This window comes from Lysinibacillus sp. Bpr_S20 (assembly GCF_023337835.1).
In the GTDB taxonomy this organism is placed as follows: Bacteria; Bacillota; Bacilli; order Bacillales_A; family Planococcaceae; genus Lysinibacillus.
In genome coordinates this window covers 69,295-95,260 of the sequence record NZ_JALNLQ010000011.1, presented here as the reverse complement: position 1 = coordinate 95,260, position 25,966 = coordinate 69,295, and the positions used below count along the sequence as shown (strand labels likewise).

The 25,966-nt window shown below is 36.3% G+C and carries 22 protein-coding genes, 1 pseudogene and 1 riboswitch; of the genes and pseudogenes, 17 read left to right on the top strand and 6 right to left on the bottom strand.

Annotated elements, in window-relative coordinates; genetic code table 11:
• Positions 1–271: 271 nt before the first annotated feature.
• Positions 272–1,003, bottom strand: a complete 732-nt coding sequence (locus tag MWJ95_RS20940; protein ID WP_249107156.1) for a FadR/GntR family transcriptional regulator — start codon at positions 1,001–1,003, stop codon at positions 272–274.
• Positions 1,004–1,229: 226 nt separating this feature from the next.
• Between MWJ95_RS20940 and MWJ95_RS20935 the strand changes: the two genes are divergently transcribed.
• From MWJ95_RS20935 to MWJ95_RS20925, 3 genes are all read left to right on the top strand, one after another.
• Positions 1,230–2,615 (top strand): FAD-binding oxidoreductase, encoded by a 1,386-nt coding sequence (locus MWJ95_RS20935; protein ID WP_249107155.1) that lies wholly within the window; start codon positions 1,230–1,232, stop codon positions 2,613–2,615.
• Between the two features lie 10 nt (positions 2,616–2,625).
• Positions 2,626–3,609 carry a bile acid:sodium symporter family protein gene (locus MWJ95_RS20930; protein WP_249107154.1) on the top strand — a complete coding sequence of 328 codons (984 nt, stop codon included), beginning with the start codon at positions 2,626–2,628 and terminating at the stop codon, positions 3,607–3,609.
• A 260-nt stretch (positions 3,610–3,869) separates the two neighbouring features.
• A complete protein-coding gene (locus tag MWJ95_RS20925; RefSeq protein WP_249075475.1) occupies positions 3,870–4,850 on the top strand; it encodes a tRNA dihydrouridine synthase in 981 nt (326 codons plus the stop codon).
• A gap of 39 nt (positions 4,851–4,889) precedes the next feature.
• Here MWJ95_RS20925 and MWJ95_RS20920 read toward each other — a convergent pair whose 3' ends face one another.
• Positions 4,890–5,813 carry a GNAT family N-acetyltransferase gene (locus MWJ95_RS20920; RefSeq protein WP_249107153.1) on the bottom strand — a complete coding sequence of 308 codons (924 nt, stop codon included), beginning with the start codon at positions 5,811–5,813 and terminating at the stop codon, positions 4,890–4,892.
• 190 nt (positions 5,814–6,003) lie between these two features.
• On the opposite strand from MWJ95_RS20920, the gene MWJ95_RS20915 reads away from it, so the two are divergent.
• From MWJ95_RS20915 to MWJ95_RS20895, 5 genes and pseudogenes are all read left to right on the top strand, one after another.
• Complete coding sequence (locus MWJ95_RS20915) at positions 6,004–6,711, top strand: response regulator transcription factor (protein WP_249075476.1); 708 nt, start codon at positions 6,004–6,006, stop codon at positions 6,709–6,711.
• The gene (locus tag MWJ95_RS20910; protein ID WP_249107152.1) at positions 6,705–7,724 is read left to right on the top strand and encodes a sensor histidine kinase; all 1,020 of its coding nucleotides are present in this window, start codon (positions 6,705–6,707) and stop codon (positions 7,722–7,724) included. The genes MWJ95_RS20915 and MWJ95_RS20910 overlap by 7 nt, the downstream gene beginning before the upstream one ends.
• A gap of 103 nt (positions 7,725–7,827) precedes the next feature.
• Positions 7,828–8,592, top strand: a complete 765-nt coding sequence (locus MWJ95_RS20905) for an ABC transporter ATP-binding protein (protein WP_249107151.1) — start codon at positions 7,828–7,830, stop codon at positions 8,590–8,592.
• The gene (locus MWJ95_RS20900) at positions 8,582–10,537 is read left to right on the top strand and encodes an ABC transporter permease (RefSeq protein WP_249107150.1); all 1,956 of its coding nucleotides are present in this window, start codon (positions 8,582–8,584) and stop codon (positions 10,535–10,537) included. The genes MWJ95_RS20905 and MWJ95_RS20900 overlap by 11 nt, the downstream gene beginning before the upstream one ends.
• A 26-nt stretch (positions 10,538–10,563) precedes the next feature.
• Positions 10,564–10,854 (top strand): annotated as a pseudogene (locus MWJ95_RS20895) (MFS transporter); the annotation flags it as partial.
• A gap of 63 nt (positions 10,855–10,917) precedes the next feature.
• Here MWJ95_RS20895 and MWJ95_RS20890 read toward each other — a convergent pair.
• Positions 10,918–11,115 carry an alpha/beta-type small acid-soluble spore protein gene (locus MWJ95_RS20890; protein ID WP_049668804.1) on the bottom strand — a complete coding sequence of 66 codons (198 nt, stop codon included), beginning with the start codon at positions 11,113–11,115 and terminating at the stop codon, positions 10,918–10,920.
• A gap of 208 nt (positions 11,116–11,323) precedes the next feature.
• Between MWJ95_RS20890 and MWJ95_RS20885 the strand changes: the two genes are divergently transcribed.
• The 7 genes from MWJ95_RS20885 (at position 11,324) to MWJ95_RS20855 (ending at position 19,881) form a co-directional block, all read left to right on the top strand.
• Positions 11,324–11,818 (top strand): YehS family protein, encoded by a 495-nt coding sequence (locus tag MWJ95_RS20885; RefSeq protein WP_249075480.1) that lies wholly within the window; start codon positions 11,324–11,326, stop codon positions 11,816–11,818.
• A 298-nt stretch (positions 11,819–12,116) separates the two neighbouring features.
• Entirely contained in the window at positions 12,117–12,311 is a 195-nt protein-coding gene (locus tag MWJ95_RS20880) for a hypothetical protein (RefSeq protein ID WP_249075481.1), read from the top strand.
• Between the two features lie 478 nt (positions 12,312–12,789).
• Positions 12,790–12,875: riboswitch (cyclic di-GMP riboswitch) on the top strand.
• 106 nt (positions 12,876–12,981) lie between these two features.
• Positions 12,982–14,724, top strand: coding sequence for a methyl-accepting chemotaxis protein (locus tag MWJ95_RS20875; RefSeq protein ID WP_249107149.1), 1,743 nt, complete (start codon positions 12,982–12,984; stop codon positions 14,722–14,724).
• A complete protein-coding gene (locus tag MWJ95_RS20870) occupies positions 14,724–15,476 on the top strand; it encodes an SDR family NAD(P)-dependent oxidoreductase (protein WP_249107148.1) in 753 nt (250 codons plus the stop codon). Before MWJ95_RS20875 ends, MWJ95_RS20870 begins: the two co-directional genes overlap by 1 nt.
• Before the next feature lie 24 nt (positions 15,477–15,500).
• Complete coding sequence (locus MWJ95_RS20865) at positions 15,501–16,991, top strand: sodium:solute symporter family protein (RefSeq protein WP_249107147.1); 1,491 nt, start codon at positions 15,501–15,503, stop codon at positions 16,989–16,991.
• Positions 16,992–17,359: 368 nt separating this feature from the next.
• Positions 17,360–19,105: a methyl-accepting chemotaxis protein gene (locus MWJ95_RS20860; protein WP_249107146.1), complete on the top strand. Its 1,746-nt coding sequence runs from the start codon at positions 17,360–17,362 to the stop codon at positions 19,103–19,105.
• A gap of 86 nt (positions 19,106–19,191) precedes the next feature.
• Positions 19,192–19,881 carry a hypothetical protein gene (locus tag MWJ95_RS20855; protein WP_249107145.1) on the top strand — a complete coding sequence of 230 codons (690 nt, stop codon included), beginning with the start codon at positions 19,192–19,194 and terminating at the stop codon, positions 19,879–19,881.
• Positions 19,882–20,163: 282 nt separating this feature from the next.
• On the opposite strand, the gene MWJ95_RS20850 is transcribed toward MWJ95_RS20855, so the two are convergent.
• The 3 genes from MWJ95_RS20850 to MWJ95_RS20840 all read right to left on the bottom strand — a co-directional run bounded on the left by MWJ95_RS20850 (position 20,164) and on the right by MWJ95_RS20840 (position 23,365).
• On the bottom strand, positions 20,164–21,858 hold the full coding sequence (locus tag MWJ95_RS20850; protein ID WP_249107144.1) for a methyl-accepting chemotaxis protein: 1,695 nt from the start codon (positions 21,856–21,858) through the stop codon (positions 20,164–20,166).
• A gap of 263 nt (positions 21,859–22,121) precedes the next feature.
• A complete protein-coding gene (locus MWJ95_RS20845; RefSeq protein ID WP_249075488.1) occupies positions 22,122–23,117 on the bottom strand; it encodes a M23 family metallopeptidase in 996 nt (331 codons plus the stop codon).
• A complete protein-coding gene (locus MWJ95_RS20840; protein ID WP_249075489.1) occupies positions 23,114–23,365 on the bottom strand; it encodes a hypothetical protein in 252 nt (83 codons plus the stop codon). Before MWJ95_RS20840 ends, MWJ95_RS20845 begins: the two co-directional genes overlap by 4 nt.
• 26 nt (positions 23,366–23,391) lie before the next feature.
• Between MWJ95_RS20840 and MWJ95_RS20835 the strand changes: the two genes are divergently transcribed.
• Positions 23,392–23,685: a hypothetical protein gene (locus MWJ95_RS20835; RefSeq protein ID WP_249107143.1), complete on the top strand. Its 294-nt coding sequence runs from the start codon at positions 23,392–23,394 to the stop codon at positions 23,683–23,685.
• Between the two features lie 161 nt (positions 23,686–23,846).
• A complete protein-coding gene (locus MWJ95_RS20830; RefSeq protein ID WP_249075548.1) occupies positions 23,847–25,742 on the top strand; it encodes a PrkA family serine protein kinase in 1,896 nt (631 codons plus the stop codon).
• Positions 25,743–25,966: the final 224 nt, after the last annotated feature.

The window sequence follows — 25,966 nt, the reverse complement described above, 5'->3', positions numbered from 1 at the left end:
AAAAATATCCAAAACACCCCGGATTTGTTCCACACGAATCCGGGTCTTTTTCTGGCATGATTGAACTTCTTTTAGCGGATGTTAGAGAAAAGATTCAACAGTTTTATCCGTAAATACGTCATGTCTTACTTTTAAGGCTATTCCTCGTAAAAATTTTTGACGACACTGAATGTCTCGTGCTCGGAAAAAAGCAGTGATTAAACTTTCACTTTTTTTATTACCAAATCACGCTGACAAGAACAATTTAAAACCGCTCGCATTATGAAAATGATCAAGAGTAGTCGTGTTGCTCTCCAATATGACTTAAAAGCGATTCTGTCAATTCTCGTCTTATTTGCGTAATATGTTTTTCCATGAGTTGTTTGGCTTGATTGGCATCACCAGCTGCGATTGCTAGGAAAATTTCCTTATGCTCATCTATGGTCTCTTGCATACGTTCAGGATCTTTCAAGCGTTGTGTTCGGGTAACACGTATTGTGTCTTGCATATGTTCACTTAGGGTTTGGAATAATTGTAAAAATATTGAATTATGTGACGCGAGAACGATATTAATATGGAAACTTAGGTCAGCTTGAATTCCTAGTTCTACATCATCTTTAACTAGATCCATCATTTCTAATGCTTTCCCAATTCGTTCTAAGTCTTCGGAAGTGGCTCGTCGTGAAGCTAAAAAAGCACATTCAACTTCAAGTGTCTGACGAAGTTCTAACATTTCATATATTCGTTTTTTTTCAGTTTTTACAATTGTAGCTGAAAGTTCTTCTCCTAACGAATGGTATTCTGGTGTTTTGATAAAGCTGCCACTGCCTTGTTTAATTTCAATAATTCCATTGATTTCAAGTTTGCGAAGCGCCTCTCTAACCGATGTTCTACTTACATTAAAACGACTCGCTAATTCTCTTTCCGTCGGGAGTTTATCTCCAGGCTGTAATTCCCCATTTAAAAAATATTCTCTTATTTGATCAACAATTACTTGATATGCTTTTTTCTTTGGTTGTGGCATGACCAATGTCACTCCCTTCAAATACAGAGTACTGTAAACGTTTTAATCATACATGATTATCAATTTAATAAAAATATAATTATAATTATTGATATTTTCAGAATATTTAGTACAATAAAAAGAGGTTGGACCAATTTGAAGAGTTCAATAAATTGGTATGACATTTTCTAACAACTTAAATCATTTAAATACTTTGAAAGAATGAGCGTAAAAGGGGGAGAATAAAATGATTACAACAACTGAAGAATTAGTGATTGCTCTACGGAGTGTTCTTACAGATAGCCAAGTAACGATCAATCAAACGATTTTAGAACAACATAGTCGTGATGAATCGTATCATCATGACAGTCTACCAGATATTGTAGTGTTTCCGGCAACGACGGAAGAAGTGAGGAACATAATAAACATCGCAAATCAATATAAAGTACCGATAGTGCCATATGGAAGAGGAACCAGCTTAGAAGGGCATGTTATTCCTTATGAACATGGGATTACGGTTGATTTTTCCCTCATGAATAAAATTTTAGAAGTTAGGGAAAAAGACTTTCTTGTGAAAGTTCAACCAGGAGTGACACGTTCTCAGTTGAATATGGAGCTAAAAAAATATGGCTTGTTTTTCTCTGTGGATCCAGGAGCAGATGCAACACTTGGGGGGATGGCAGCAACAAATGCTAGCGGAACAACATCTGTGAAATATGGGATAATGCGCGATCAGGTTCGAGATTTAGAGGTTGTTCTCTCAGATGGTACGGTGATTCATACGGGGAATTTAGCAGAAAAATCTTCATCCGGCTATCATTTAAACGGTTTATTTGTAGGATCTGAGGGAACTCTTGGTTGCTTTACTGAATTGACGGTAAAAGTCTATGGGATTCCTGAATATGTTATGGCTGCTCGAGCATCCTTCAAAACAGTCAATGATGCTATCGAAGCAGTCGTTAGTATTTTACAAGCGGGAATCCCGATTGCAAGAGTTGAACTCGTAGATGAACTTTCAATGAAACAAGTAAATTTACATAGTCAAACAACTTATAAAGAACAACCAACCTTATTTTTAGAGTTTCATGGAAATGAAGCTGGCCTAAAGCAAGATGTTGAATTTATGAAAGAAATTGTCGCATCTCACAATTGCGAAAATATTGAATTTGAAACCGATAATGCAGCACGAAATCAACTGTGGGAAGCGCGCCATAATTTAGCTTACGCCTATGTCCATGGACACCCAGGGAAAAAACTAATGGTGACCGATGTTTGTTTACCGATTTCCGAATTAGCAGGTGCAATTGCTCATGCGAGAGAAGCACTTGATTTATTAGCACTTACAGGGGGAATTGTTGGCCATGTCGGTGATGGCAATTTCCATGTTCTTTTAATGATTGATATGAATGATTCTAATGAAATAAAAAAAGCAGATGAGTTTAATGAATTGATTGTAATGTATGCACTTGAACGAGGGGGGACTTGCACAGGAGAACATGGTGTCGGTATTGGTAAACAGAAATATCAAGAGAAAGAACATGGAGAAGCATTGCTTGTAATGGAAAAGATCAAACAAGTGCTTGATCCGGATTCACTTTTAAATCCAAATAAAATATTAAAAATAAAGAAATAGGGGTGAAAATATGAAAGTCTTAGAAGCCATTAGTACGATAGCTGGAAAATACTTTGCCGTTTGGGTCATCTGTATTGCTGTGATTGCCTTTATAGCTCCAGATCCATTTTTAATATTTGGGGGATACATCACCATTTTGCTAGGTATTGTTATGTTTGGCATGGGGCTAACGTTAAAAGTGGTTGATTTTAAACTGATCTTAACGAATCCAGTACCAGTCATCATTGGTGTTTGTGCCCAATATATTATCATGCCACTTACAGCTTTTCTAATTGCTTATATTATGAACTTGCCAGCAGAATTAGCTGCGGGGCTAGTCCTTCTTGGTTCTGTGCCTGGAGGTACCGCTTCAAACGTCATGGTGTATCTAGCTAAAGGTAATGTACCATTATCAATCACAATGACATCTTTTTCGACTTTATTAGCCCCCATTGCAACACCATTTATACTGTTATTACTTGCAGGTAAATGGATGCCGGTGGATCCAATAGCAATGTTTACTTCCATTATTCAAGTAATCATTTTCCCAATTATCCTAGGTATTGTTATAAGGAAATTTGCCCCTCAGGTTGTAGAAAAGAGCATTAATGTCATTCCACTTATCTCAGTAGTGGCTATTATGATCATTGTTTCTGCTGTTGTTGCTGGTAATGTCAATAGCATCGCTTCGGCTGGGGCCTTTGTTTTTATGGCAGTAGTGTTTCATAATGCATTCGGATTGTTATTGGGCTACTTAACAGCTCTAGCGTTAGGACTCGATGAAAGTAATCGAAGGGCTATTTCTATTGAAGTGGGCATGCAAAACTCTGGACTAGGTGTAGCATTAGCGACTGCCCATTTTGGTCCTTTAGCTGCCTTACCTAGTGTTCTTGGCGCTGTTTGGCATAATATCTCTGGTCCGATTCTCGCCACATATTGGTCGAAGAAACCAGAGAACGTAAAGATACCGTCTAATGAGCATATTCAAGAAGGCAGTGGCGAAACCCGTATTTAAAAGTGAAGTTGCTATAATTGAAAAGCAGATGATATAGAAAAATCTATATCACCTGCTTTTTTGTTGATAAAATTCCATTCAGGGACGATTTTCGTTAAAATAGACATTGTCGATTTTCACAATTTATAAATGTCCAAATGCACTTGTATTTGATAATCAGTTATTAAGCATGATATAAGTGTAAAGGAAGTGGAACATTTGGCTTTATATTTCATCGAGAGTATGAAGTGGTATCCATAGTGAGAGGATTTGAGTTTGACATGATAGATAATTTTTGGCGTGATTTACCACGACCATTTTTTGTACTTGCACCAATGGAAGATGTGACGGATGTTGTTTTTCGTCACGTAGTAAGTGAAGCCGGTCGACCGGACGTATTTTTCACTGAGTTTACAAACTCGGATAGCTATTGTCATCCAGAGGGCATGAAAAGTGTGCGAGGTCGTTTGATTTTTACAGAGGATGAACAGCCGATGGTGGCACATATTTGGGGGGATAATCCTGAATATTTCCGTCAAATGAGTATTGGTATGGCAGAGCTAGGGTTTAAAGGCATCGATATTAATATGGGCTGCCCTGTACCGAATGTGGCATCGAGAGGGAAAGGCAGTGGCCTTATTCTGCGTCCAGACGTTGCGGCAGAACTTATTCAAGCAGCAAAAGCTGGCGGACTACCTGTCAGCGTAAAAACACGACTTGGCTTTACAGAGGTAAATGAGTGGGAGGAATGGCTGACGCATATTTTAAAACAGGATATAGCGAACCTTTCTATTCATTTACGGACAAGAAAAGAAATGAGCCAAGTAGATGCGCATTGGGAGCTAATTCCGGAAATCAAAAAATTACGTGACCGTATCGCACCAAATACGCTACTAACCATCAATGGAGATATTCCTGACCGTCAGACGGGTCTGCAGCTTGCAGAACAATATGGGATTGATGGCGTGATGATCGGACGTGGTATTTTTAAAAATCCTTTTGCTTTTGAAAAAGAGCCAAAAGAGCATAGCAGTAAAGAGTACCTTGATCTTTTAAGACTGCAGCTTGATCTTCAAGATCAATATGCGGAAGTACTACCACGTTCTATCTCTGGGCTTCATCGCTTTTTCAAAATATATGTTAAAGGATTCCGTGGAGCCGGTGAATTAAGAAATCAATTGATGAACACGAAATCAACAGATGAAGTGCGTGCTGTGCTTGATCACTTTGAATCAAATAATGTTGATGACGATGGACGGTAGATAGCAAAGAGGGGCAAAGAACCCCTCTTTTTTTGTTGCCTAATTTAGTTTTGTAAAGTATCTTATCTCTTCTTTATCCGTATAAAAGCCAACAGATTCGTATAGAGTTAAGGCTGATTTATTTGTAGTTAATACCATGAGAGTAGTTTTTTCTAGCTGATGAGACTTAAGATATTTCAAAGCCTGTGTAAGTAAATATTTGGCTATACCTCGCTTTCTCCATGGTTCACGAACAAAAACGTCCTCTATTACACCGTAGTCTTCTTCTTGCCATGCCATCAATCCGCCAGCAATAGCGTCTGTTTGACGTATGACCATGGATGTCCACAGCTTGTTATTCTTGTATTCAGTTAGTCTATTAAGACCAAGGGGAGTGTCAGGCCAAATTTCAGCCTCAATATCAAGATAATCACTTTCTTCGCTAGTTGTACCCATCTTCCAATATGAAAATTGAAATCCTTCTTGTAGTTTTAAATCAGGAATCGGTGTATTCAAATCCCGATTCATGCGATATAAACTATTCAGAGGGAGGTAACCTTTTTTGATAAAAAACTGATTGTTTGCTGTTTCTTCCGAATCATTACCAACACAAAGTATTGTTCCGTATTCTTTAGGCAAAGCTTCCTTTAACTGATGTGCTCTTGTGAAAAGATATTGATATACTTTGTCGAGCAGAGCCATGTCATGTTCTCTTTCAGAAATGGTTTTCAGATTAACGTATATGGAGTGATTGCTCTCTTTTGAACGTCCGGGAGGTACAACGTTAATGATGCTAACTTGCCCCTTAGCGACCATCTTCCCATCTTCAAATGCGCAATAAACGTTACCCCAATTATCTTCGTCCCCGACCCACCAAAATGTCGCGTTTTCTTTAGCAGTTACGGATCGGTACAACTCGCCAAGTAAAGGCATATCTCCATGTTCGAAGTTACGAATGAAAATTTCTGTTGATGATTGACTCAAAATAATCCCCCTATCAGTAGTAGGGGATTTTCGCAGCCTGCTATGCGGGTTCCACATCTTGATACTATTTATACATTGTATATTATAAAATGGTATTATATGTAACAGGTTATTTAGTGTTCCTAAGTGTGATTCTTTAAATAACTCTTTCTAAAATAGTGTTACACATTTCCTAAAAGGAGAATTAACTATGTACAAACTTATGCTTATTGAAGACGATACTGAACTAAGTGCGCTTATTCAAGAAAACCTGGAGCGCTACGGGTATACTGTTGTACAGCCTGAAAACTTTTTGAATATAGAGGATGAGTTTACGAGAATTAAACCTGATTTAATTTTATTGGATATTAATTTACCTTATTATGATGGCTATTATTTATGCAGGGCTTTTCGTAAGCAATCGAATGTACCTATTTTAATTATCTCTGCTCGTAATCAAGAGCTAGATCAGATTATGGCGATTGAACTTGGGGCTGATGACTATATTACGAAACCATTTACGTTTGACATACTGCAATCGAAGGTGAAAGCGACGACTAGAAGAGTATATGGAGAATATGCAGCAAATGGACAAAATCTTACGTGTGCTGGTCAGCTATGTATTAATGCCGATACACTTGTTTTAACTTTCCGTGAAAAAAAGATTAACCTTAGCAAAAATGAATTCAAATTAATGAAAAAATTAATAGACAATAAGAATACATTTATTTCGAGAGAAGAACTAATCGAAGAAGTATGGGACTCGATTACATTTGTAGAGGATAATACATTAACGGTTAATATGACGAGAATAAAGCATATACTATCTGAATTAGGATTTGATGATGTAATCAAAAGCAAAAGAGGAGTAGGGTACATGTTTCACTATTCTAATTCTACGAGGGGTTCGCAATGTTAAAGCATATTTTAATAAAATTCTTAAAAGACAGGTTTCTACTAATCATGTTTTATTTAATAAATATGATTTGCGTTATTACCTTTTTTCATCTAAATGAGCCAGCAAATGATGAAGTTTTATATCCAGTATCGATAGGATTATTTTTATTAACTGTGTATTTAGTAATTGATTGGCTTAACTATTATCAAACGAATAAAGCCATTGAGCTTATGTTGAGAGGACGATTTGTCGAAATAAACCCACATACAGAGGAACAGAAGGCGTTTTATCAATTGCTACAGAATAATATAAGTGAACACACTCGCAAATACAACACAATGAAGGAACAGAAAAATGAAAGTCTATATTTTTTATCCCATTGGATGCACTTTTTAAAAACGCCTGTTTCTGTAATAGAACTGATCATTAGTAAAGAAAAAACAGAGGATGCTACAGTCCTTTTTGAAAAAATTCAGCGGGAAAACAAACGAATACATACATCAATAGAGCAAGCATTAACAATGGTGAGAATGGAAAGCTTTGAAAACGATTTGGACATACATGCAGTAGATTTACTTACTACGTTGAGAAAAGTCATTAATGAGCGAAAAAGGGAATGCATTTACCATTCCGTATTTCCGATTATTGAATTTGATGAAGAAGAAGCTTTGATTGTTACTGATGTAAAATGGAGCGAAATTCTATTAGACCAAATCATTTCTAATGCTATTAAATATTCAAGCTTAAAAAGCGGGAAGAAGCAGCTTGTTTTTAAAATTGAACGACTAGGGGAACACATTACATTATCTGTTATTGATGAAGGAATAGGCATGCCTTCTTATGATGTCGATAGAGTATTTCAACCATTTTTTACAGGAGAAAATGGAAGGAAGATGCCCAATTCCACAGGTATCGGACTTTATATTAGTAAAAAAATAGCAGACAAGCTTGGGCAAACGATTGACGTACAATCTGAAGTGTCGACAGGTACAACGGTAACGATTCGATGTCAAGCAGCAGAGAATCAGTTATAACCAAACCTTACAGAGTTGTAAGGTTTTTTTAGTGAATCAAATTTGTGCAATTCCACTTGAGACTTAGAATGTATTTAATAACGATTTCCGTGGGGGGAGAACAATGGTTATTTTAGACGCGAGAAATATAGTTAAAATATATGGAGAATCACTAGAAGAAGGTTCCACGACAGCCCTGGGAGGAATAAGCTTATCCATGAAGAAAGGGGAATTTGTTGCCATTATGGGACCTTCCGGAAGCGGAAAAACAACAATACTTAATATATTAAGTGGAATTGATAAGCCGACCTCTGGTGAAGTTGTAATTGAAGGCAAAGCTATAAGTGAAATGAGCACAGACGAATTAGCGTTGTTCCGCCGACAACAATTAGGATTCGTCTTTCAGGAGTTTAACCTTTTAGATAGTTTAACGGTAAAAGAAAATATTATGTTACCTATGATCTTAGAGAAAAAAGGTGCAGCTGAAATGGAGGAGAAGGTACAAAGCTTATCTAAGCTTTTTGGCATTGATACAATCTTAAATAAATATCCCTATAACGTATCGGGGGGACAGGGGCAGCGAACGGCTGTTAGTAGAGCCCTAGTTAACGAGCCTAGTATTATCTTTGCTGATGAACCAACGGGAAACCTGGATTCTAAAACATCAGAAGTAATTATGGAATGCTTTGAAAAGATCGTTCAAGAGCTTGAGGCAACCATTCTTCTTGTGACCCATGATGTCTTTGCAGCTAGCTATTGTCAAAAAGTAGTCTTTATAAAAGACGGTGTTATTCATTCTTACATTGTGAAAAAGGGCAATAAGAAAGAATTTCTCAATCAAATCATTGATAATCTAGCAGTCTTAGGGGGAAGTTGCCATGACATTTAAGCAAGTTGTATGGAAAATGGCAAAGGTGCATTATAAAAAATATCTTTTATACTTGCTCTGTAATAGCTTTGTCGTTATGTTTTTCTTTATGTTTTCTACCCTCTATTTCAATGAGCAAATTGAACAAGTTAAAAAGCTGGAATCCTTAGATTATGTGTTGAATATACCAGCAATTGCCCTGATCATTTTTTCGATGTTTTTCATTACCTATGCGCATGGTATTTTTATCAAAAGAAGAAAAAACGAGTTTGGACTATTCATAAAGTTGGGTATGACCAATCGCGATATTAGTAAATTATTATCGTTAGAGAATACTCTTATTGCTTTTCTTGCTATAGTAATCGGACTTCTTTCAGGGGGCGTATTTTCGAGGCTATTCTTTTTACTCCTCATAAATAGTGTGGGTTTAGAGAGAATTTCTTTTCAGTTAAATAGCAAGATGTTTTATTTCCCAATTATTATTTTCATCATCATCTACTTTTTTGCTGTGGGGAAATCACTTTATTTGATATTAAAACAAAATCTTCTACAAAGCTTAAAAAGCAATAAGGTTGCAGAATCAATTAAATTAAAAAGTCCGAAGCTTGGAGTGCTTGGACTTGTGTTAATTATTGGTTCAGTTCTGGGGCTTTTTATTACGTATGGTGGTCCACATGCTGGTGAATTTCTATATATTTGGTTCACCATAACGACTGTAGGTTTATATCTTTGTCTTTCTCAGTTCATGAGCTTTTTTTTAGAGCTAGCGAAGCAAAATAATGAATTTTATTATCAACGGTTATTGTTATTGACGAGTATTGACTATAAATTAAGGCAGCTCACCTCTATATTAATGCTGGTGACAATGATGATTATGATCACCATTTTGTACAGTACTATTATAGTATCTACATATATGTTAAATGAGCAGGAAATGCTGAGTCGAAATCCTTTTGATATAGCATTTCTCCAACCGGAAACGAAAGATAATTTATCTATAGCAGACCTTGATTCAATACTAAAAAATGAGGAAAATCCTGTTCAACAGCATATAGTGATTCCATTATATTCTTACTATGAGAAAACGTACGATGGTTGGTATAACCTTTATAACATAATGACCGTTGAACATTTTAATGAGTTAACTTCTAAAGAGGTAAAATTACAAGGGCGAGAATATCTTCACTATTTGAATGTAGAACCAGAGTATGCTGGGGATGAGAATAAAGTTATTCAAGAGTGGATAATCCCAGGTAGAGAAGGCGATATCACTTATTCACTAAAAAAAACTATTATTGAAAGTAATATTAATTCTTTTTTAGGTCTATCAGATTTTATCATTGTCAGTAAATCAGAATTAGAGTTTCTTAAAGCGAACGTAAATGGTTTTGCATCGAAACTTCATTTGATAAATGTGGTCAACTGGAAAGAGACAAGAAAGACTGTTGAGGCTTTAGAGGGAATATTTGATAACGAAAAGATTCCGCCAATTTTAGATGTTAGAGGAGAGAATATATCACAAGAGAACCCATTTCAAATTGCCTCTAAAATAGATGGCCATAATCGTAACATCCATTCTAATGGTATGGCATTTTTTGTGACGACTTTTTTGAGTATTATATTCTTTTTTGCTTCATTTATTTTATTATATTTAAATCTTTTTTCAGAGATTGATAAAGAAAAAGCGAAGTATCAAAAACTTTATAATATAGGGGTTACAACTACAGAAGTAAAGCGGATGATATGTAGGGAGATAACAATCACATTTTTTATCCCAACACTATCAGGCATGGGCTTAGCCTTTCTATATGTTATTTCTATGACAAATAAAATAGGTGGTATCTTGAGGAATCCAGAAATACTATGGCAGTTCTTTAGTGTTTCAGGAATTTACCTGATCATTCAAATAGGATTTTATCTATTTGCAAAGAGAAAGATGTTATCTCATTTAATTCAGGAGAAATGAAACATCATATCTCAACTTTCTTTTAAATCGGTGGAGCAATTGTCGGTTTCTACTCGAATGGTATGTTCGCGGGGTTTGGAGCTTTAATTAGTAGCTTCTATCCAGTGCAAATCAGAAGTACAGCTACAAATACGATTTTTAATTTCGGTAGAGCTATTGGAGGATTTTCGCCGACCTTTGTAGGTTATATTCTTCAAAGATATGATATGACGGTCGTTATGGTCTATTTAGCTGCCTTATATTGCATTTCCTTTATCGTGATGCTGACTTTTAAAAAAGGAGCAAACGAAGCTTTACAACTAGTTGAAATTAAATAAATGAAAACATGAAAGAACGAATTCCAATTTTAAAAAAGGGATTCGTTCTTTTTAAATTTATTATTATAATAAACCTTTTGAACGTTTTTCAGCCATTTCTACGAGGCGTTTTGTGATTTCTCCTCCGACTGATCCGTTTGCACGAGAAGAGGCTTCTGGCCCTAATTGTACATTAAATTCTTGTGCGATTTCATATTTCAATTGATCAACAGCTTCATGTACGCCAGGAACTAGAAGTTTATTTGAACTACGATTAGCCATTTTTCTCACCTCCTTGTGATTAGAATGGTCGAGAGTTGGCTAATCATACATGTTAAAAAGTAAAATGCACATTCTAAATACTATTGTAAAGTAACTTTTGGAAAGCTAGCTAAAATTGTGAATGTCTCTGCTATAATAAAGTAATGCTTCAATCCCGTGGCATGATGGTTAGAAGCGCTTTTACAGTCAAAATGGAGGTTTTTTTAAAATGACAAACAATGATATATTAATTCGTTTAAGATATGCATTAGATATCAAAAATAAAGATATGGTTGAAATTTTTAAACTAGGTGGCATGGACTTTACGAAGGAAGAAGTTTTGAACATGCTTATGAAGGTTAATGATGAGGAAGAAGCACCAGAAGAATACATCAAATGTAATAATAAAATGTTAGAGGCTTTTTTAAATGGATTTATTACATTTAAACGAGGTCCGCAAAAGCCTAAGCCTGGACAACCAGAAGGACCACCAGCTGTTTCAGGAAAAGAAAGCCCTAATAATATGCTGTTGAAGAAAGTGAAGATTGCGCTAGCCTTAACGAGTGAGGAGATGCTTGATATTTTATATGATGGAGGCGTTAACGTTTCAAAAGGTGAATTAGGAGCTATTTTAAGAAATCCAAGTCATCGTAACTATAAAGAATGTGGCGATCGCTTTGTTAGAAATTTTTTAAGAGGGCTAACGTATAAATACAGAGAATAAAATGGCTTCACACTAAAGTCTGTTCTTGATTAAAAAGTCGTACTTCCGGAATAGTCAAGCGAAAATTTTGGTGAAAGCCAATAAATTAATGATTATCTAAGCAACTGCAATTGTGCAGTTGCTTTTTTTATGATTAATTTTACATATATTTCTCCTTTGTGATAAAAAATATCTGTAAAAAACTAATTTTTCTTAGTTAAATCTAGTTGACAGTTTGTGACGAAATTGTGTACACTTTAAGTGACACAAAGTTGTCACAAAGAGGAAAATAAATGTTCACGAACAGAGGGGTGCTTTTATGTTTGGTTTAAACATTTTATTAGTTGCTATCGCATGTATTACGATTCCACTTTTTGTTGCTTCAATTATGGTAGACATTTTTTATGCAGAAAAGAAACAGGTTCGTTTTTCATTACGCCGTACATCTATGTGGTATTCCTGCATGTTTGCTGTATCATTCATACCATCAGTCTTATACATGACACTAAAATAGATATCTTTAATATGAATAATCATTTAGGGGTAATTGATTATTTAAAATTATAGGAACAGCTACAATAGTACATTGTAGCTGTTTTACTGTAGACAAATACTTACTCGTACATAAAAACTTTATTAATGGGCAGACACCGTTTAGCATGTTGATGTGGTGATCCCTGTCTTGGCATTTAATAATTGCTATTTCACTATTTTGTTTTACATTGAAGCCAAGCTCGCGGAAAGCGCCGAGGCGAAAGTGAAGATCGACCTGTGTTTATGGATACGTAAAAATTTAATTTATTCTTTTGCCAACAAGCATGCAGCTACACTATTATGTTGTAGCTGTTTTTTATTGCACTGAAGAGAATTGTGAATGAAATGAGAAAATAATGTAAAAATATTCATTTCATACCTATAGTGAAATAGTAAAAATTATGTGTATTTTCTTCTGTAACATTGACTACTTTTACCCATTGTGTTAATTTGAGGAGGAAAAAGATGGGCAAATCTACTGAAAGGTAGAGACGCAAAGCAACAGGTCTAAGGTAATAAATACTATGATGGCTGAGCTGCAAAGAAGTACTAGTTAAGTACATATATTGCTAGTTATATTCTTTGATGCCTATTTCTTTGAAATAGGTTATTTTTTTGCTAAAAACATGATAAAGGGGGAAGTAATAATCATGAAGTTGTTAAAAAATGCATCATTAAAAAACAAACTTTTATTAACGGTTTCTATTATTGTTTTGCTTTTAATTGCTATTATTACGACGCAAAGTATTAGAGAATTAAACAATCGAATGTCTGTTGATTTAGAAGAAGAATTGAAAAGTGTTGGTTTATTGACAGCTATGAATCTTGATAGTGATGATATTAAAGATTTGTTGGATAACAAGGGAGAGACTAGCGCTGAATTCAAGAAAATTCAAAAACAACTCGATAAGATTCAAGAAGAACAAGGAATTATGAGTTGGAGCTATATTTGGGATGTAAAGGATACAGAGGGCGTTACCCCGATAGGCTATACTTCGAATTTGAACGATGTATATGAAGCGGGTGAACTCTTTACTGATTTAGCAGATGAACATGTGAAAACAGCTAAATTAGCAATTGAAAATAAAAGTACTGAGGTAACTAATATTTTCAAAGATCCATATGGTTCATGGCGAACTGTATTTAGCCCTATTAAAGATGACAATGGAAAACTCATTGCGTTATTAGGAATTGATTATTCTGCGGACTACATAAAAACGATCATTAAAACAAGTGTCATTAAACAAATTGTTATAGCTGTTATTGGAATTTTAATTTTATTAATTTTACTTTACATAATTATTGATCGTCTATTAAAGCCACTTAATAAGGTAGTTAATGCTGCAAATCAAGTAGCGAATGGGGAATTAGTAAATGTAGATTTAGAAATAACGAAGGACGAGATTGGAAATTTATCTAAATCCATTAATACGATGGTTTCAAATTTACAGCATATCATTTTAAATATTAGAAACACATCTGATAACGTATCTTCTGCTGCTAATCAGCTAACTGTTAATGCTGCAGAAACGTATAATAGTGCGACAAATATTGCTCAAGACATGGGGCAAATCACGCAAAATGCCGAGGCTTCAATGGTTATGACTGAGGAAACAGCTGCCGCTATGGAGGAAACAGCGACAGGCATCCAGCAAATTGCTGACTCTGCAAATACTGCCGCTGAATCTTCTATTTCTGCTTCACAAGCATCAGAACGTGGAAATCATGTGGTTCAGCAAGTCATTGCACAAATGGAGCTGATTAATGATTCTGTTGAACAAATCGGTACAACGATCAACGGATTACATATCAATACGAAAAAAATTAGCGATATTGTCAATCTTATTACAGCCATAGCAGATCAAACAAATTTACTAGCATTAAATGCGGCAATCGAAGCTGCTAGAGCTGGAGAGCATGGGAAAGGCTTCGCGGTTGTCGCTGATGAGGTGAGACGATTAGCAGAGCAATCATCACAATCTGCAACGGAAATATACAATTTAATTAGTACAATACAAGCTGATTCTAACGCTTCTATCAATGTTATGGAAAAAGGTAAAGAAGATGTAAAGGCTGGTATGGAGTTTACAACTGAAGTAGGGGAAATCTTTAAAGAGATTCTCACTTCATCAGAAGAAGTTGCAAGTCAGATTCGCGAAATTTCAGCTGCATCACAACAAATTTCTGCTTCATCTGAGGAAGTAGCAGCATCTGTCAATAATATTAAGCAATCTGCGGAGCAGTCATCTGAATTCTCTGCGAATGTGTCAAATGCAACGCAAGAGCAATTGACGACTATGCAAGAGGTGAAAGAGGCATCTTCTTCATTAGGAAACACAGCGGAAGAATTGCAGGGACTTGTAGCAAAATTTAAATTGGAGAACGATCAATAATGGAAATTAATTTTAAAGGAAAAAATGTACTCATTACAGGTTCAAGTAAAGGAATCGGCAAAGCCATTGCTTTAGGCTTTGCCGAGCAAGGGGCCAACGTATGCATCAATTATATTGGTGATGACAACGAGGCAGAGGAGGTTCGTGCACAAGCAGAAAAGTTTGGTGGACAGGCTATCAAATTTAATGCAGATGTATCGAATTCTCAGCAAGTTCAAGCTATGTATCAATATATGGACAACCAGTTAGGCGAAATTGATATTCTTGTCAATAACGCTGGCTTCGCACAGGCTTCAAGCATTACGGATTTAACAGATGAGCAGTGGGATAAAATGATTAAAGTTCATCTATATGGTTGCTTCTACAATTGCCGAGAAGCCGCAAAAAGAATGAAAGAACAAAACAAAGGGAAAATTATTAATATTTCTTCTGATATTGGTAGTTTAGGTTGTGAGGAATTCACGCATTATTCAGCTGCAAAGGGTGGCATTAATGCATTTACGAAGGCTTTAGCACGAGAGTTAGCACCTTCGATATTAGTCAATGCAGTAGCTCCTAGTGGTACTTTTACAGACATCCTAAAGGAATTTGGGGAGAATTATGTAGAGGAAGAGTCTGCTAAATATCCGTTAAAACGATTAGCTCAACCTGAAGAAATCGCGAAGACTGTGTTATTTTTAGCTTCAGAAAATGCGAATTTCTATACGGGGCAAGTATTAACGCCTAATGGCGGAGTCGTTATGAACGGTTAATGTGGAGAACTGAGGAGCAATACTATGTTAAATTTAATCATCTTTAGCTTATACTTAATTTTTATTTATTACATTGGATATAAAGGATACAAACGAGTAAATACTGCGGAGGATTTGATTGTTGCTGGGTGGAGTATGCCTTTATCTGTTGTCACAGGAAGTCTAGTAGCGGCCTTATTAGCAGCTCCATTCTTTTTTGCTGCAGTAGGCTCTGGTTACACAAGTGGTGGCTTTGAAGGTTCAGCAACAATGGGCGGTTTAGGAACTTGTATGATTCTTGGAGCACTCATTTGGACGAAACCACTACGTAGATTAAAGGGCTGGACATTAGCAGACTACTACGGATTAAGATATGGTAGTAAAAAGCTAGGTGCTTATACAGGCGCTGTAATGGCGATTGCCTTTGGTGTCTTTAATGCTGCAGCGTTAACAGTAGGTGGCACGTATATTATTCAGCAGCTATTGCAAATTGACTTCGTTCCAGCGGCATTACTTTTTGTGTCGTTAACTGCCTTGTATTCTGTTATTGGTGGCTTATGGGCTGTAGCCTATACGGAAATTGTTCAGGGAGCACTAGCAGTAGCGGGTATATTGGGGATTACAATTTTTATCTTATTCTATTATCCTGACGTAACATTTAACCCAGAGTGGTGGAATATTAGTGAACTCTTCAATAAGGCTGGAGCAGAGTTTTGGACACTATATCTTGTGTTAGCATTGGGTGATATACCAGCGGTGGATTTAGGACAAAGGGTAGCCGCTGCGAAAAGTCCAAAAGTAGCACAGCGTAGTATGATTATAGCTGGCATCATTATTATCGCAATCAGCTGGATTCCGGGTATGTTAGGAGAAGCGTTTAAAACGATTTATCCGGATAGTTCAAACCCAGAGACGTTAATGCTTGCCTTTGCACAAGGATATTTCCCGCCGTTGTTAGCGGCGATCTTTTTAACGGCAATGGCGGCGATGGGGATGTCTACTGTAGCCGCATGTTATGTTGCGACTTCAGGGATTATTACCAAAAACATTTATTTAGACTTTATTAATCGTAATCCGGATCCTAAAAAACTATTAAGATTTTCAAGACTTATTATTATTTTAAGCGCTTTGCTAGGCTTAGTTCTAGCAGTCAGCTTCCAGAAAGTAATTGATTTAGCCTATTTGGCATGGGATATTGTATTCGTAACAATTTTCTGGCCTATCGTTTTGGGACCGTTTTGGAAGCGAGTAAGTACACCTGCAGTTTGGACAAGTATATCTGTCGGGTTAGTATATTACATCGTTACATCTCTAACCTATGTACCTAGTTTTAATATTCAATCTGAAGGATTTTTAGGTTTATTAAATGAGCTATGGCAGGCACCTGTATTCTCAGGAGTTGTGATTACAGGTCTAACAATTGTTATCGTTAGTTTGCTTATTCCACCTTCACAACACGTTCTCGAGATGCATAAAATTGAAAAAGATAAGACTTTGGACAATGTCGGTAGTAAAGAGGAATTAAAGGAACAATAAAATAAAAAATTTATAAACACAAGAGCATTATTTTCAATGCCCTTGTGTTTTTTTAGAATATTACCTTAAAAATGGCCATTTTTAGCTAGTTTTGGCAAATAAAAATCGATATTTAGAAAATACCAACATTGTACTAGTGGGAATGTTGTAAAATTTATTGTTACTAAAATTTCAACTTCTTTCAGCAATGGGTTTCTGTAGCGAAAGCGGAGCGTCAGCTACAAATGTTTTCAGTAGCGACAGCTAGAAATTTGCAACGGAAGTTACAGAAGCCTCTCACCTTTAGGCGCAATTAGACAGTGGCATCATTGATGTTTTGCAGTAAGCATTCACATAGAAAATAAAAAATAACTTTGGGGAGTTTTACGATGAGAAGTAGCTTAAAAATTAAAATGTTAATGGTATTTTCTATTTTACTTGTTATCTCGTGTTTACTGATTAGCTTTTTTATTTATCGTTCATCATTGGAGCTGGTAAAAAAGACAGTTGGTCAGCAAAATGTAAATATGATTGATCAGGCAATCTCAAAGATAGATAGTAATGGCTATCAAAAATTAGAAATCGGTGGCAAAAAAGATGACTATTACTATGAGTTACAAAAAGAATTGAGCACTGTTAAAGAGCTTCATAAAGTATCTAGTTTGTATACGATGACTCGCATACAAAATGGTGAGGGATATGACTACTACTATATGATAGATAGTGTACCGAATGATGATGAAACGATTGGTAATCAAGAGGACTCACCAGATTCTTACCCTAAAATGAAGCAAGTATTTGAAACAGGGCAAATACAATTTCAGCTTTCAAATGATTCACAATACGGAGCTGTACTTGCCATCTACGCGCCAATAAAAAATGATGCTGGCGAAGTAGTAGGATTACTAGGGGCAGATTTAGATGCCACAGAAGTTTATGCAGATATGAATGCTAATCAAATGAAAATCATATTGATTACGCTAATTGTACTAATATTAGGCATCTGTATTGTTTATTTCTTCACAGATTATTTAACGAAGCCAATAAGAAATTTAACATCGCAAGTAAAACAAGTTGGCAATGGAGATTTAACGATAAAAATAGAAACAGATCGAAAAGATGAAATCGGCGTTTTAACAAATGCATTCCAACAAATGGTGCTAGATTTACAAAAAATTATTATTGGAATCAATTCTAGCTCTAAGCAGTTAATCGATACGACGAACGGAGTAGCAAGAAGTAGTGAACAGGCAAATGAGGCGATTAGTCATATTTCTGCCTCCATCCAAGAAGTGTCGGCTGGAGCACATGCACAGTATAAAAGCGCAGGGGAAAGCTCTGCTACATTAGAGCAAATGTCGGAGGGTATTCAACATATTGCCGAGGCTTCTTCCAATGTATCTCAATTATCATCTATTAGCTTACAAAACGTAGAGCTTGGAAATGGGAACATTGAAAAAGTAATTCATCAAATGAAAATTATTAATGAATCCGTTCAATTATCCGCAAATGCAATTAAAAAATTAGAGAATCAATCAAATGAAGTATCACTTATTATCAATATGATTCGTGATATTGCTTCACAAACGAATCTACTTGCTTTAAATGCTGCGATTGAAGCGGCTAGAGCTGGCGAATCCGGAAAGGGCTTTGCCGTAGTAGCTGAAGAAGTAAGGAAACTTGCTGAGCAATCAGAAAAATCGGCGGCTAGTATAGCCAATTTGATTTCCAAAATAAATGAAGATACGAGCTTAACGGTGCAAACTATGAATGTTGTAACAGGAAATGTAGAAGACGGTTTACAAGCTGTTGAAGAAGCTGGAAAATCATTTGAAAGTATTCTGCAATCTATTCAGGGCGTAGTATCTCATACCAAACAAGTTTCTGTAACCTCAGAAGAAATGTCCGCATTTTCTGAGGAGATCATAGCAGGCGTGATGGAAACAACGATCCTTGCTAATAAGGCTGCAAAGGCAACAGAAAGTGTTGTAGAGCGTACGATGGAGCAAGAAAGCTACAATCAAGATATCCTGCATTCTGTTTTACAACTGAACAAAATGGCAGAAGAACTAGAAAAGTCCGTTTCAAAGTTTGAAGTAGACGCTAAAAACACAAATAATTCCCACAAAATTTAAGAATGAAAAGATAATTATTAGAATAAAATTGCTATTAACATGAATGAAATCATTCTATCGATGATCTTTTTGAGGGTGGGATATGGATGAAAACCTTTTTTCTTTTCTTTCTAGGGATAATCTATTTATTACTAGCAAAGTCATTCGAATCTGCTATTTTTAGTAAAGTTTTTTTTATCATTGGTTTAGGACTTTTAATCGCAGGGATTATTCGATTTGTAAAAGAACAATATATCTATAACAATCTATTTAATGCAATGAAAGAGGCAAGTGAGGAGGAGCTTAAGGCAATTCCTCATACACATTGCATCATCTCAAATGATTGTTTAAATGCTTTATTATTAAATGAACCTACAAATAAACTTTTTCTCGTAAGTAGAGAAGATTTAGAAGAAGATTTGATAAAAAAAGAAATTCCATTCAATAAAATATATGAAGTTGCTATAGTAGAGGACGAAATGTATATTGCTAGGACTAGCAATACTTTAATAAGTGGCTCATTACTTGGAGAAGAACTGGATATAGAAGAGGAATACGAATACGATGAAAAGGACCCTGAGTATAACACTGTGTCTCAATTGACGTTAAAAATTGTAGCGGATAACTTATCTGATCCTATTCTAGAATATGTTTTTCTGGATAGCGATGAGCCTTTATCAAGAGAAGAAGATGAGTATCAAGAGGCGCTAGAGTCATGTGAGGAATGGTTTCAGAAGATCAGTGTTATTATAAAACGTTATGAGCTTGAAAGGGTGCCAATTAGACAGTGGCAATAAACGAATATGTAGTAAGAAAGCTATCTCGAATTAATATCGAGATAGCTTTTTAGGTAGAGATTCTAAACGCTCAGGTAGTGAACCAAAGTGCTCGGGTGAACCAAAGAAGTGATCCGGTATCTTCTCAAAGTGCTCGGGTAAGCCAAAGAAGTGATCCGCTCTGACTCCAAACTGCTCGGGTAAGCTCAAAAAGTGATCCGCTCAACTCCAAACCGGTCGGGGTACCAAAGAACTCCGTTAGAGACTCAACACATTCACGTTCTCCAAATTAAGAATCCTAATTTAAATTTTAAATTGCTGTAATTGGATATTTAGCTCTTCCGCCATACTAGCAAGCTGATTTGCACTTCTTGAAATTTCCTCCATCGTAGCGGCAGTTTCCTCTACAGTTGCTGTTGTTTGTTCTACACCAGCTGCAGACTCTTGAGAAATAGAAGCCATTTCATCAACAGAGGTATTGATAGACTGTGAATTTTGAGCTACTTTATTTATATTGCTTGAAATGGTATTTATGTTAAGAATCATTTCTGCAACTGCATCCGAAATTTGGTCGAATGTTTCATTTGTTTGATTTAGTTGTGCTGTTCCTCTTTTTACTTCATTATACCCGGATTGTAGAGCGGTTGTTACATTGCTAGTTTCACCTTGTATGCGGTTGACGATTGTTGAAATATCAGTGACAGAGAATTGTACTTGTTCGGCAAGCTTACGAACTTCATCAGCTACAACTGCAAAACCTTTACCATGTTCTCCTGCGCGAGCTGCTTCGATGGCAGCATTTAAGGCAAGTAAATTTGTTTGATTTGAAATATCATCAATGACAGAAACTAGCTTGGTAATTTCAGCAGACTGCCTATTTAAGCCTTCTACTTTTTTCACTGAATCTAAAACGATCTCATTTATAGTAGTCATTTGTTGTGTTGATTGTTTCATTAAGTCTTTACCTGTTGTTGTTAGTTCTTGTACATGACTTGAATGCTCTTTTAATTCAATACCTTCCTGTGTTGTTTCATGGATACTGCGCTGGAAAGAAGCCATTGTTTCGGCTAAATCACCTGCTGTAGATGCTTGTGTTTCTGTGCCTGAGGCTAGCTCCTGCATTGTCACGGTAATTTGTTCTGTGCCTGACTGTACCTCATTAGAAGATTGGGCTAGCTCTTCACTACTAGCTGCTACTGTTTGAGAAACCGTATGGATGGAGCTTATGGTTTGCTTTAATTTTTCATTCATTTCATTGGCGGAACGCATTAATTGACCAATTTCATCACGATGAGTTATTGGAAGTAGTTCATGTTGCAAGTTACCGTCCGCTAATTCATTCATACGCGTTGAAACGATGGTAATAGGTTTTGAAATATCTCTAGCAGTGACAATAGCGATTAGGACACCTGCGATTGTCAATACTATGCTAACAATCAGTCCAACTATTTTATTGTTTAAACTTGTTGATACTACGTCATCTCCTACCGTAGTAATGGCATCTGAGCGTTTATTGGCTAATTCTTCATAACCAACACGCACGTCGGTTACCAGATTATTGATAGCTGTTAAATTTTTTAATGCTAATTGTTTATCCCCTTTTTTATAAACATCGAATACTTCGGTATTCACGCGATTACTCCATGTGCGTGCCATTTCTACTAGCGCCGCACGCTCAGGCGTATTTTCGTATTTCTCCACAATACTATTGTTTTCCTCAGCAATTTGACGATATTCATTAAACGTTTCTATGTATTTTTCTTCACCAGATACGACATAACTTAAAGCTGCAGAGAGACGAACACTCATTGACATAGCTAAATTTTTACTAGCAGTTAAGACAAGTAAATCTTCTTGCACTAAACTTTCTGCTTGTTTTTCCATCTTATTATTAGAAATGTAAGTAAAGGTTGTAAAACAAACAACTAATACTAATAAAAGAATAAATGCACTTAATATTCGAGCTTTAAGTGTTTTAAACTGAAAAAAACCTTTCATCTTTTCCCACCCTTTGCTAAATGGTTTTTGCAAAATAAATTGTTATAGTACAAATATTATTTTATAACTAAATCTTTATATAAATAAGCCCTTTTAATGGAAAAATGAAAAATGGTTTTTTAGTACAATAACATTTTCGTGTTCATGAGATAGGTAGTTAAAAATATATGTCTACAGTGTAATTATGGAGTTTTTTTAATACATTTATGTATTTTTTCCTACTTAATGAGAAAAAGCACTTGCTGCACCAAGCGCTCCGAATTTTATTTTTTTTCTTTTTTAGCTATTCGCTCCCATTGTAGTAATGATGGATATGGATCAAATGCCCATTCTGTACGTCCATTGAACTTGTATATTCCATAGTGAAGATGAGGTGGGAATTTTCCTGACGTTCCTTCTTTTCCGTAGCCAGAGCTACCAACATAACCGAGAACAGTTCCAGGTTCGACAAGGTCTCCTACTTTAATCTTCTTATTATAACTACCAAGATGGGCATAATAATGATATGAGTTATGGTTATCTCGAATTCCTATGCGCCAACCACCAAATTGGTTCCAGCCCTTTATTTCGACTATTCCGTAAGAAGTAGAAAGTACTGGAGTACCATAGCTAGCGAAAATATCTGTCCCTTCGTGAATACGGCGTCCACCCCAGCCCCGATTGTCACCCCATGTGCTCCGATAACTGTAATCGTAATTAGTAGGGATTGGGAATGTGTGATTATCGAGCTCAGTTGTTTTGAAATGACTATACATTTTGGAAATGGTGAAGATTTGATTTACGGCTTGTTCACTCCCGTAATATTCCCATAAAGCTAATTTAAAGTCCTCATCTGTCGTTCCAAATTTACTTAAAAAAGTAGCCATGGAGAATATGGTATCGGCATCATCCTTTGGGCTGGCAACTCCATCACCATTGCCGTCTAGTCCCATTCCGCCAAAGTAACTAATTGTTTCTGGGCGGGTATCATCTCGTACAGGATTTAAAGCACCTGACCAATATTCATCAGAAAATTGAATGGCGATAATACCATCCCTTTTCGGAATATCTTTACGAACTGATTGTAAATTGCGTTCATATTGGTCAATGGCTGCTAAGAAATGCCATGGAATGAGTAATTCGTCAAATTGTACGTAATAGGCCATACGTTGCTGCACAATTTCTTCTTGATTGGGTTCTTCTTTTGCAAAAGCAAAAGTGGGGAGAGTAAAACTCCAAAATAGCATCCATGAGAAAAGGAATAAAAAATGGCGATTCAATAATGGACCTCCTTTCTAACGTTAGAATAACCGAATTTTTTATCTTCATTCAGTACTTTTTGTGGGAATACAAAGATGTAGAAATGAGCAATTTTTGTAAAAAAACCTGGCTCATAGCGTGTGGTTGATTTCCGTTCCGGCTGGGCGCTTTGCCGCTGACGCTTCGCTTTCGCGCAGATAAAACATTGTAGCTGACGCTTCGCTTTCGCTACAGATAAAACATTGTAGCTGACGCTTCGCTTTCGCACAGAGCAAAGCTTCCTGGGGGCGTCCGATGAGCCGCTTGGGCCAACAGATGTTTTTTGCGCGAAAGCGTAGTGTTAACGCAGCGGCAGCAGAGGGTTTTGTTTGTGCGAAAGCGCAGCGACAGCAACAGCAGGATGTTGGTCACGAAGGCGTTATCACAGGATGTGATGCTCTTAGCCTTCGTTCCTCTATGTGCTCGCTCCAGGGTCTCATCTGTGACGCTAATCCCCGAAGAGTCGCCCATCCTCCACTCCAATCAACTTATATACATAGCAAATGTTTTAATAAATGTCATCCCAAACTTTTGGTGATGTGCCAATAAAATGCCAGTCGAAATGAATAATGTTTCAATTCATTCTTTCGTTCAGCAAAAAAAATATAGGCAATATAAGAAGAAACTTTGACAAAGAAAAAGTAATGGGTATCATAATGTCTTTTCCTTCATACTATGTTATAAATCAAGCCCTGAATGGAGGGAAGGCTATCAACATTTTAGATAAAGTGAAAAGCTATCGCGAAGAAGAAAATCGGCTGAAGTGGGAAGGAACATTTGCAGATTATTTAAACATCATCAAGGAAAGACCTGAAGTTGCTCAAACAGCCCATTCACGCGTCTACAATATGGTAAAAAGTGCTGGTGTAGAGGAACGCGATGGGCAAAAAATGTATAAATTTTTCGGTCAGGAAATTTTTGGGCTTGAAACAGCAATTGAAAGACTGGTGGAGGAATATTTCCATCCAGCAGCGCGAAGATTGGATGTTAGAAAACGTATTTTGTTATTAATGGGACCAGTAAGTGGTGGTAAATCAACAATAGTGACCTTGTTGAAACGTGGACTCGAGCAATTTTCGAGAACAGATGAAGGCGCAGTTTTCGCCATTAAGGGATGTCCAATGCATGAGGATCCCTTACATTTAATTCCGCATCATTTACGTAATGAATTTTATGAGGAGTATGGTATACGAATTGAAGGAAGCTTATCGCCTTTAAATACGATGCGTCTTGAAAAGGAGTACGACGGACGTATCGAAAATGTAATGATTGAACGTATTACTTTTTCTGAAGACAAACGTGTGGGTATAGGAACATTTACGCCATCAGATCCAAAATCGCAGGATATTGCTGACTTAACAGGTAGTATTGATTTCTCAACAATTGGAGAATTTGGTTCTGAATCTGACCCTCGTGCTTATCGTTTTGATGGTGAACTAAATAAGGCAAATAGAGGTATGATGGAATTCCAAGAAATGTTAAAGCTCGATGAGAAATTCTTGTGGAATTTATTATCTTTAACGCAGGAAGGAAATTTTAAAGCAGGTAGGTTTGCATTAATTAGTGCAGATGAGTTAATTGTTGCGCATACGAACGAAACAGAGTATCGTTCATTTATTTCAAATAAAAAGAATGAGGCGTTACATTCACGAATTATTGTCATGCCGATTCCGTATAACTTAAAAGTAAGTCAGGAAGAATTGATTTACGAAAAAATGATTAAAGAAAGCGATATGTCACATGTTCATATTGCGCCGCATGCATTGAAGGCCGCAGCAATCTTTTCGGTTCTAACAAGACTTGAAGTACCGAAAAAACAAGGTGTGGATCTTATTAAAAAAATGAGACTGTACGACGGAGAAAATGTGGAGGGATTTAATTCCGTTGACTTAGAGGAGCTTAAAAAAGAGTTTCCGAACGAAGGCATGAACGGTATTGATCCACGGTATATTATTAATCGTATTTCTTCTGCTATTATCCGAAAAGAGGTACCATCTATCAATGCGTTAGATGTTCTGCGTGCACTTAAGGATGGGCTTGACCAGCACGCTTCCATTTCTCAGGAAGATCGAGAAAAATATATGAACTATATTGCAGTTGCTCGAAGAGAGTATGATGAAATTGCCAAAAATGAAGTGCAAAAAGCATTCGTTTATTCGTATGAAGAGTCTGCAAAAACATTGATGAATAATTATCTTGATAATGTAGAAGCGTTTTGTAATAAAAATAAAATTTTCGATCCATTGACTGGTGAGGAAATGAATCCTGATGAAAAATTAATGCGCTCTATTGAGGAGCAAATTGGCATTTCGGAAAATGCGAAAAAAGCATTCCGAGAGGAGATATTAATTCGTATCTCTGCTTATGCTCGAAAAGGGAAGCGTTTTGATTATAATTCTCATGAAAGATTACGAGAAGCCATACAGAAGAAACTATTTGCGGATCTTAAGGATGTCGTAAAAATTACAACATCCTCAAAAATGCCGGATGAGTCACAGCTTAAGAAGATTAATGAGGTTGTGGCGAGACTTGTTGATGAGCATGGCTATAATACAACTTCTGCTAATGAGTTATTGCAGTATGTAGGTAGTCTGTTAAATCGTTAATGACTTTGACTGACCTATTCAGTGGAAACTATAAGACTATTGATAGGAATGAATAGGAGTGTCCCATTTTAGGGCACTCCTTTTATCTTCATTTTAACTTTTTTGCAAGTAACATCACGTTGGCCTAAAGCCTCCGGCGGATGTTACGGAATGATGCTGAGGCATAATTGATAGTTCATGAAAGTGAATCACCAGCATAGTATAGAAAAAAGCGAATTTGATAG

Excerpts from the sequence above, each read along its gene's own strand:
- MWJ95_RS20905 (WP_249107151.1), top strand. The coding sequence starts at position 7,828 with ATGGTTATTTTAGACGCGAGAAATATAGTTAAAATATATGGAGAATCA.
- MWJ95_RS20860 (WP_249107146.1), top strand. The coding sequence starts at position 17,360 with ATGAGAAGTAGCTTAAAAATTAAAATGTTAATGGTATTTTCTATTTTA.
- MWJ95_RS20930 (WP_249107154.1), top strand. The coding sequence starts at position 2,626 with ATGAAAGTCTTAGAAGCCATTAGTACGATAGCTGGAAAATACTTTGCC.
- MWJ95_RS20890 (WP_049668804.1), bottom strand. The coding sequence starts at position 11,115 with ATGGCTAATCGTAGTTCAAATAAACTTCTAGTTCCTGGCGTACATGAA.
- MWJ95_RS20850 (WP_249107144.1), bottom strand. The coding sequence starts at position 21,858 with ATGAAAGGTTTTTTTCAGTTTAAAACACTTAAAGCTCGAATATTAAGT.
- MWJ95_RS20855 (WP_249107145.1), top strand. The coding sequence starts at position 19,192 with ATGAAAACCTTTTTTCTTTTCTTTCTAGGGATAATCTATTTATTACTA.
- MWJ95_RS20865 (WP_249107147.1), top strand. The coding sequence starts at position 15,501 with ATGTTAAATTTAATCATCTTTAGCTTATACTTAATTTTTATTTATTAC.
- MWJ95_RS20870 (WP_249107148.1), top strand. The coding sequence starts at position 14,724 with ATGGAAATTAATTTTAAAGGAAAAAATGTACTCATTACAGGTTCAAGT.
- MWJ95_RS20875 (WP_249107149.1), top strand. The coding sequence starts at position 12,982 with ATGAAGTTGTTAAAAAATGCATCATTAAAAAACAAACTTTTATTAACG.
- MWJ95_RS20935 (WP_249107155.1), top strand. The coding sequence starts at position 1,230 with ATGATTACAACAACTGAAGAATTAGTGATTGCTCTACGGAGTGTTCTT.
- MWJ95_RS20835 (WP_249107143.1), top strand. The coding sequence starts at position 23,392 with ATGAGCCGCTTGGGCCAACAGATGTTTTTTGCGCGAAAGCGTAGTGTT.
- MWJ95_RS20925 (WP_249075475.1), top strand. The coding sequence starts at position 3,870 with ATGATAGATAATTTTTGGCGTGATTTACCACGACCATTTTTTGTACTT.
- MWJ95_RS20910 (WP_249107152.1), top strand. The coding sequence starts at position 6,705 with ATGTTAAAGCATATTTTAATAAAATTCTTAAAAGACAGGTTTCTACTA.
- MWJ95_RS20940 (WP_249107156.1), bottom strand. The coding sequence starts at position 1,003 with ATGCCACAACCAAAGAAAAAAGCATATCAAGTAATTGTTGATCAAATA.
- MWJ95_RS20915 (WP_249075476.1), top strand. The coding sequence starts at position 6,004 with ATGTACAAACTTATGCTTATTGAAGACGATACTGAACTAAGTGCGCTT.
- MWJ95_RS20885 (WP_249075480.1), top strand. The coding sequence starts at position 11,324 with ATGACAAACAATGATATATTAATTCGTTTAAGATATGCATTAGATATC.
- MWJ95_RS20900 (WP_249107150.1), top strand. The coding sequence starts at position 8,582 with ATGACATTTAAGCAAGTTGTATGGAAAATGGCAAAGGTGCATTATAAA.
- MWJ95_RS20880 (WP_249075481.1), top strand. The coding sequence starts at position 12,117 with ATGTTTGGTTTAAACATTTTATTAGTTGCTATCGCATGTATTACGATT.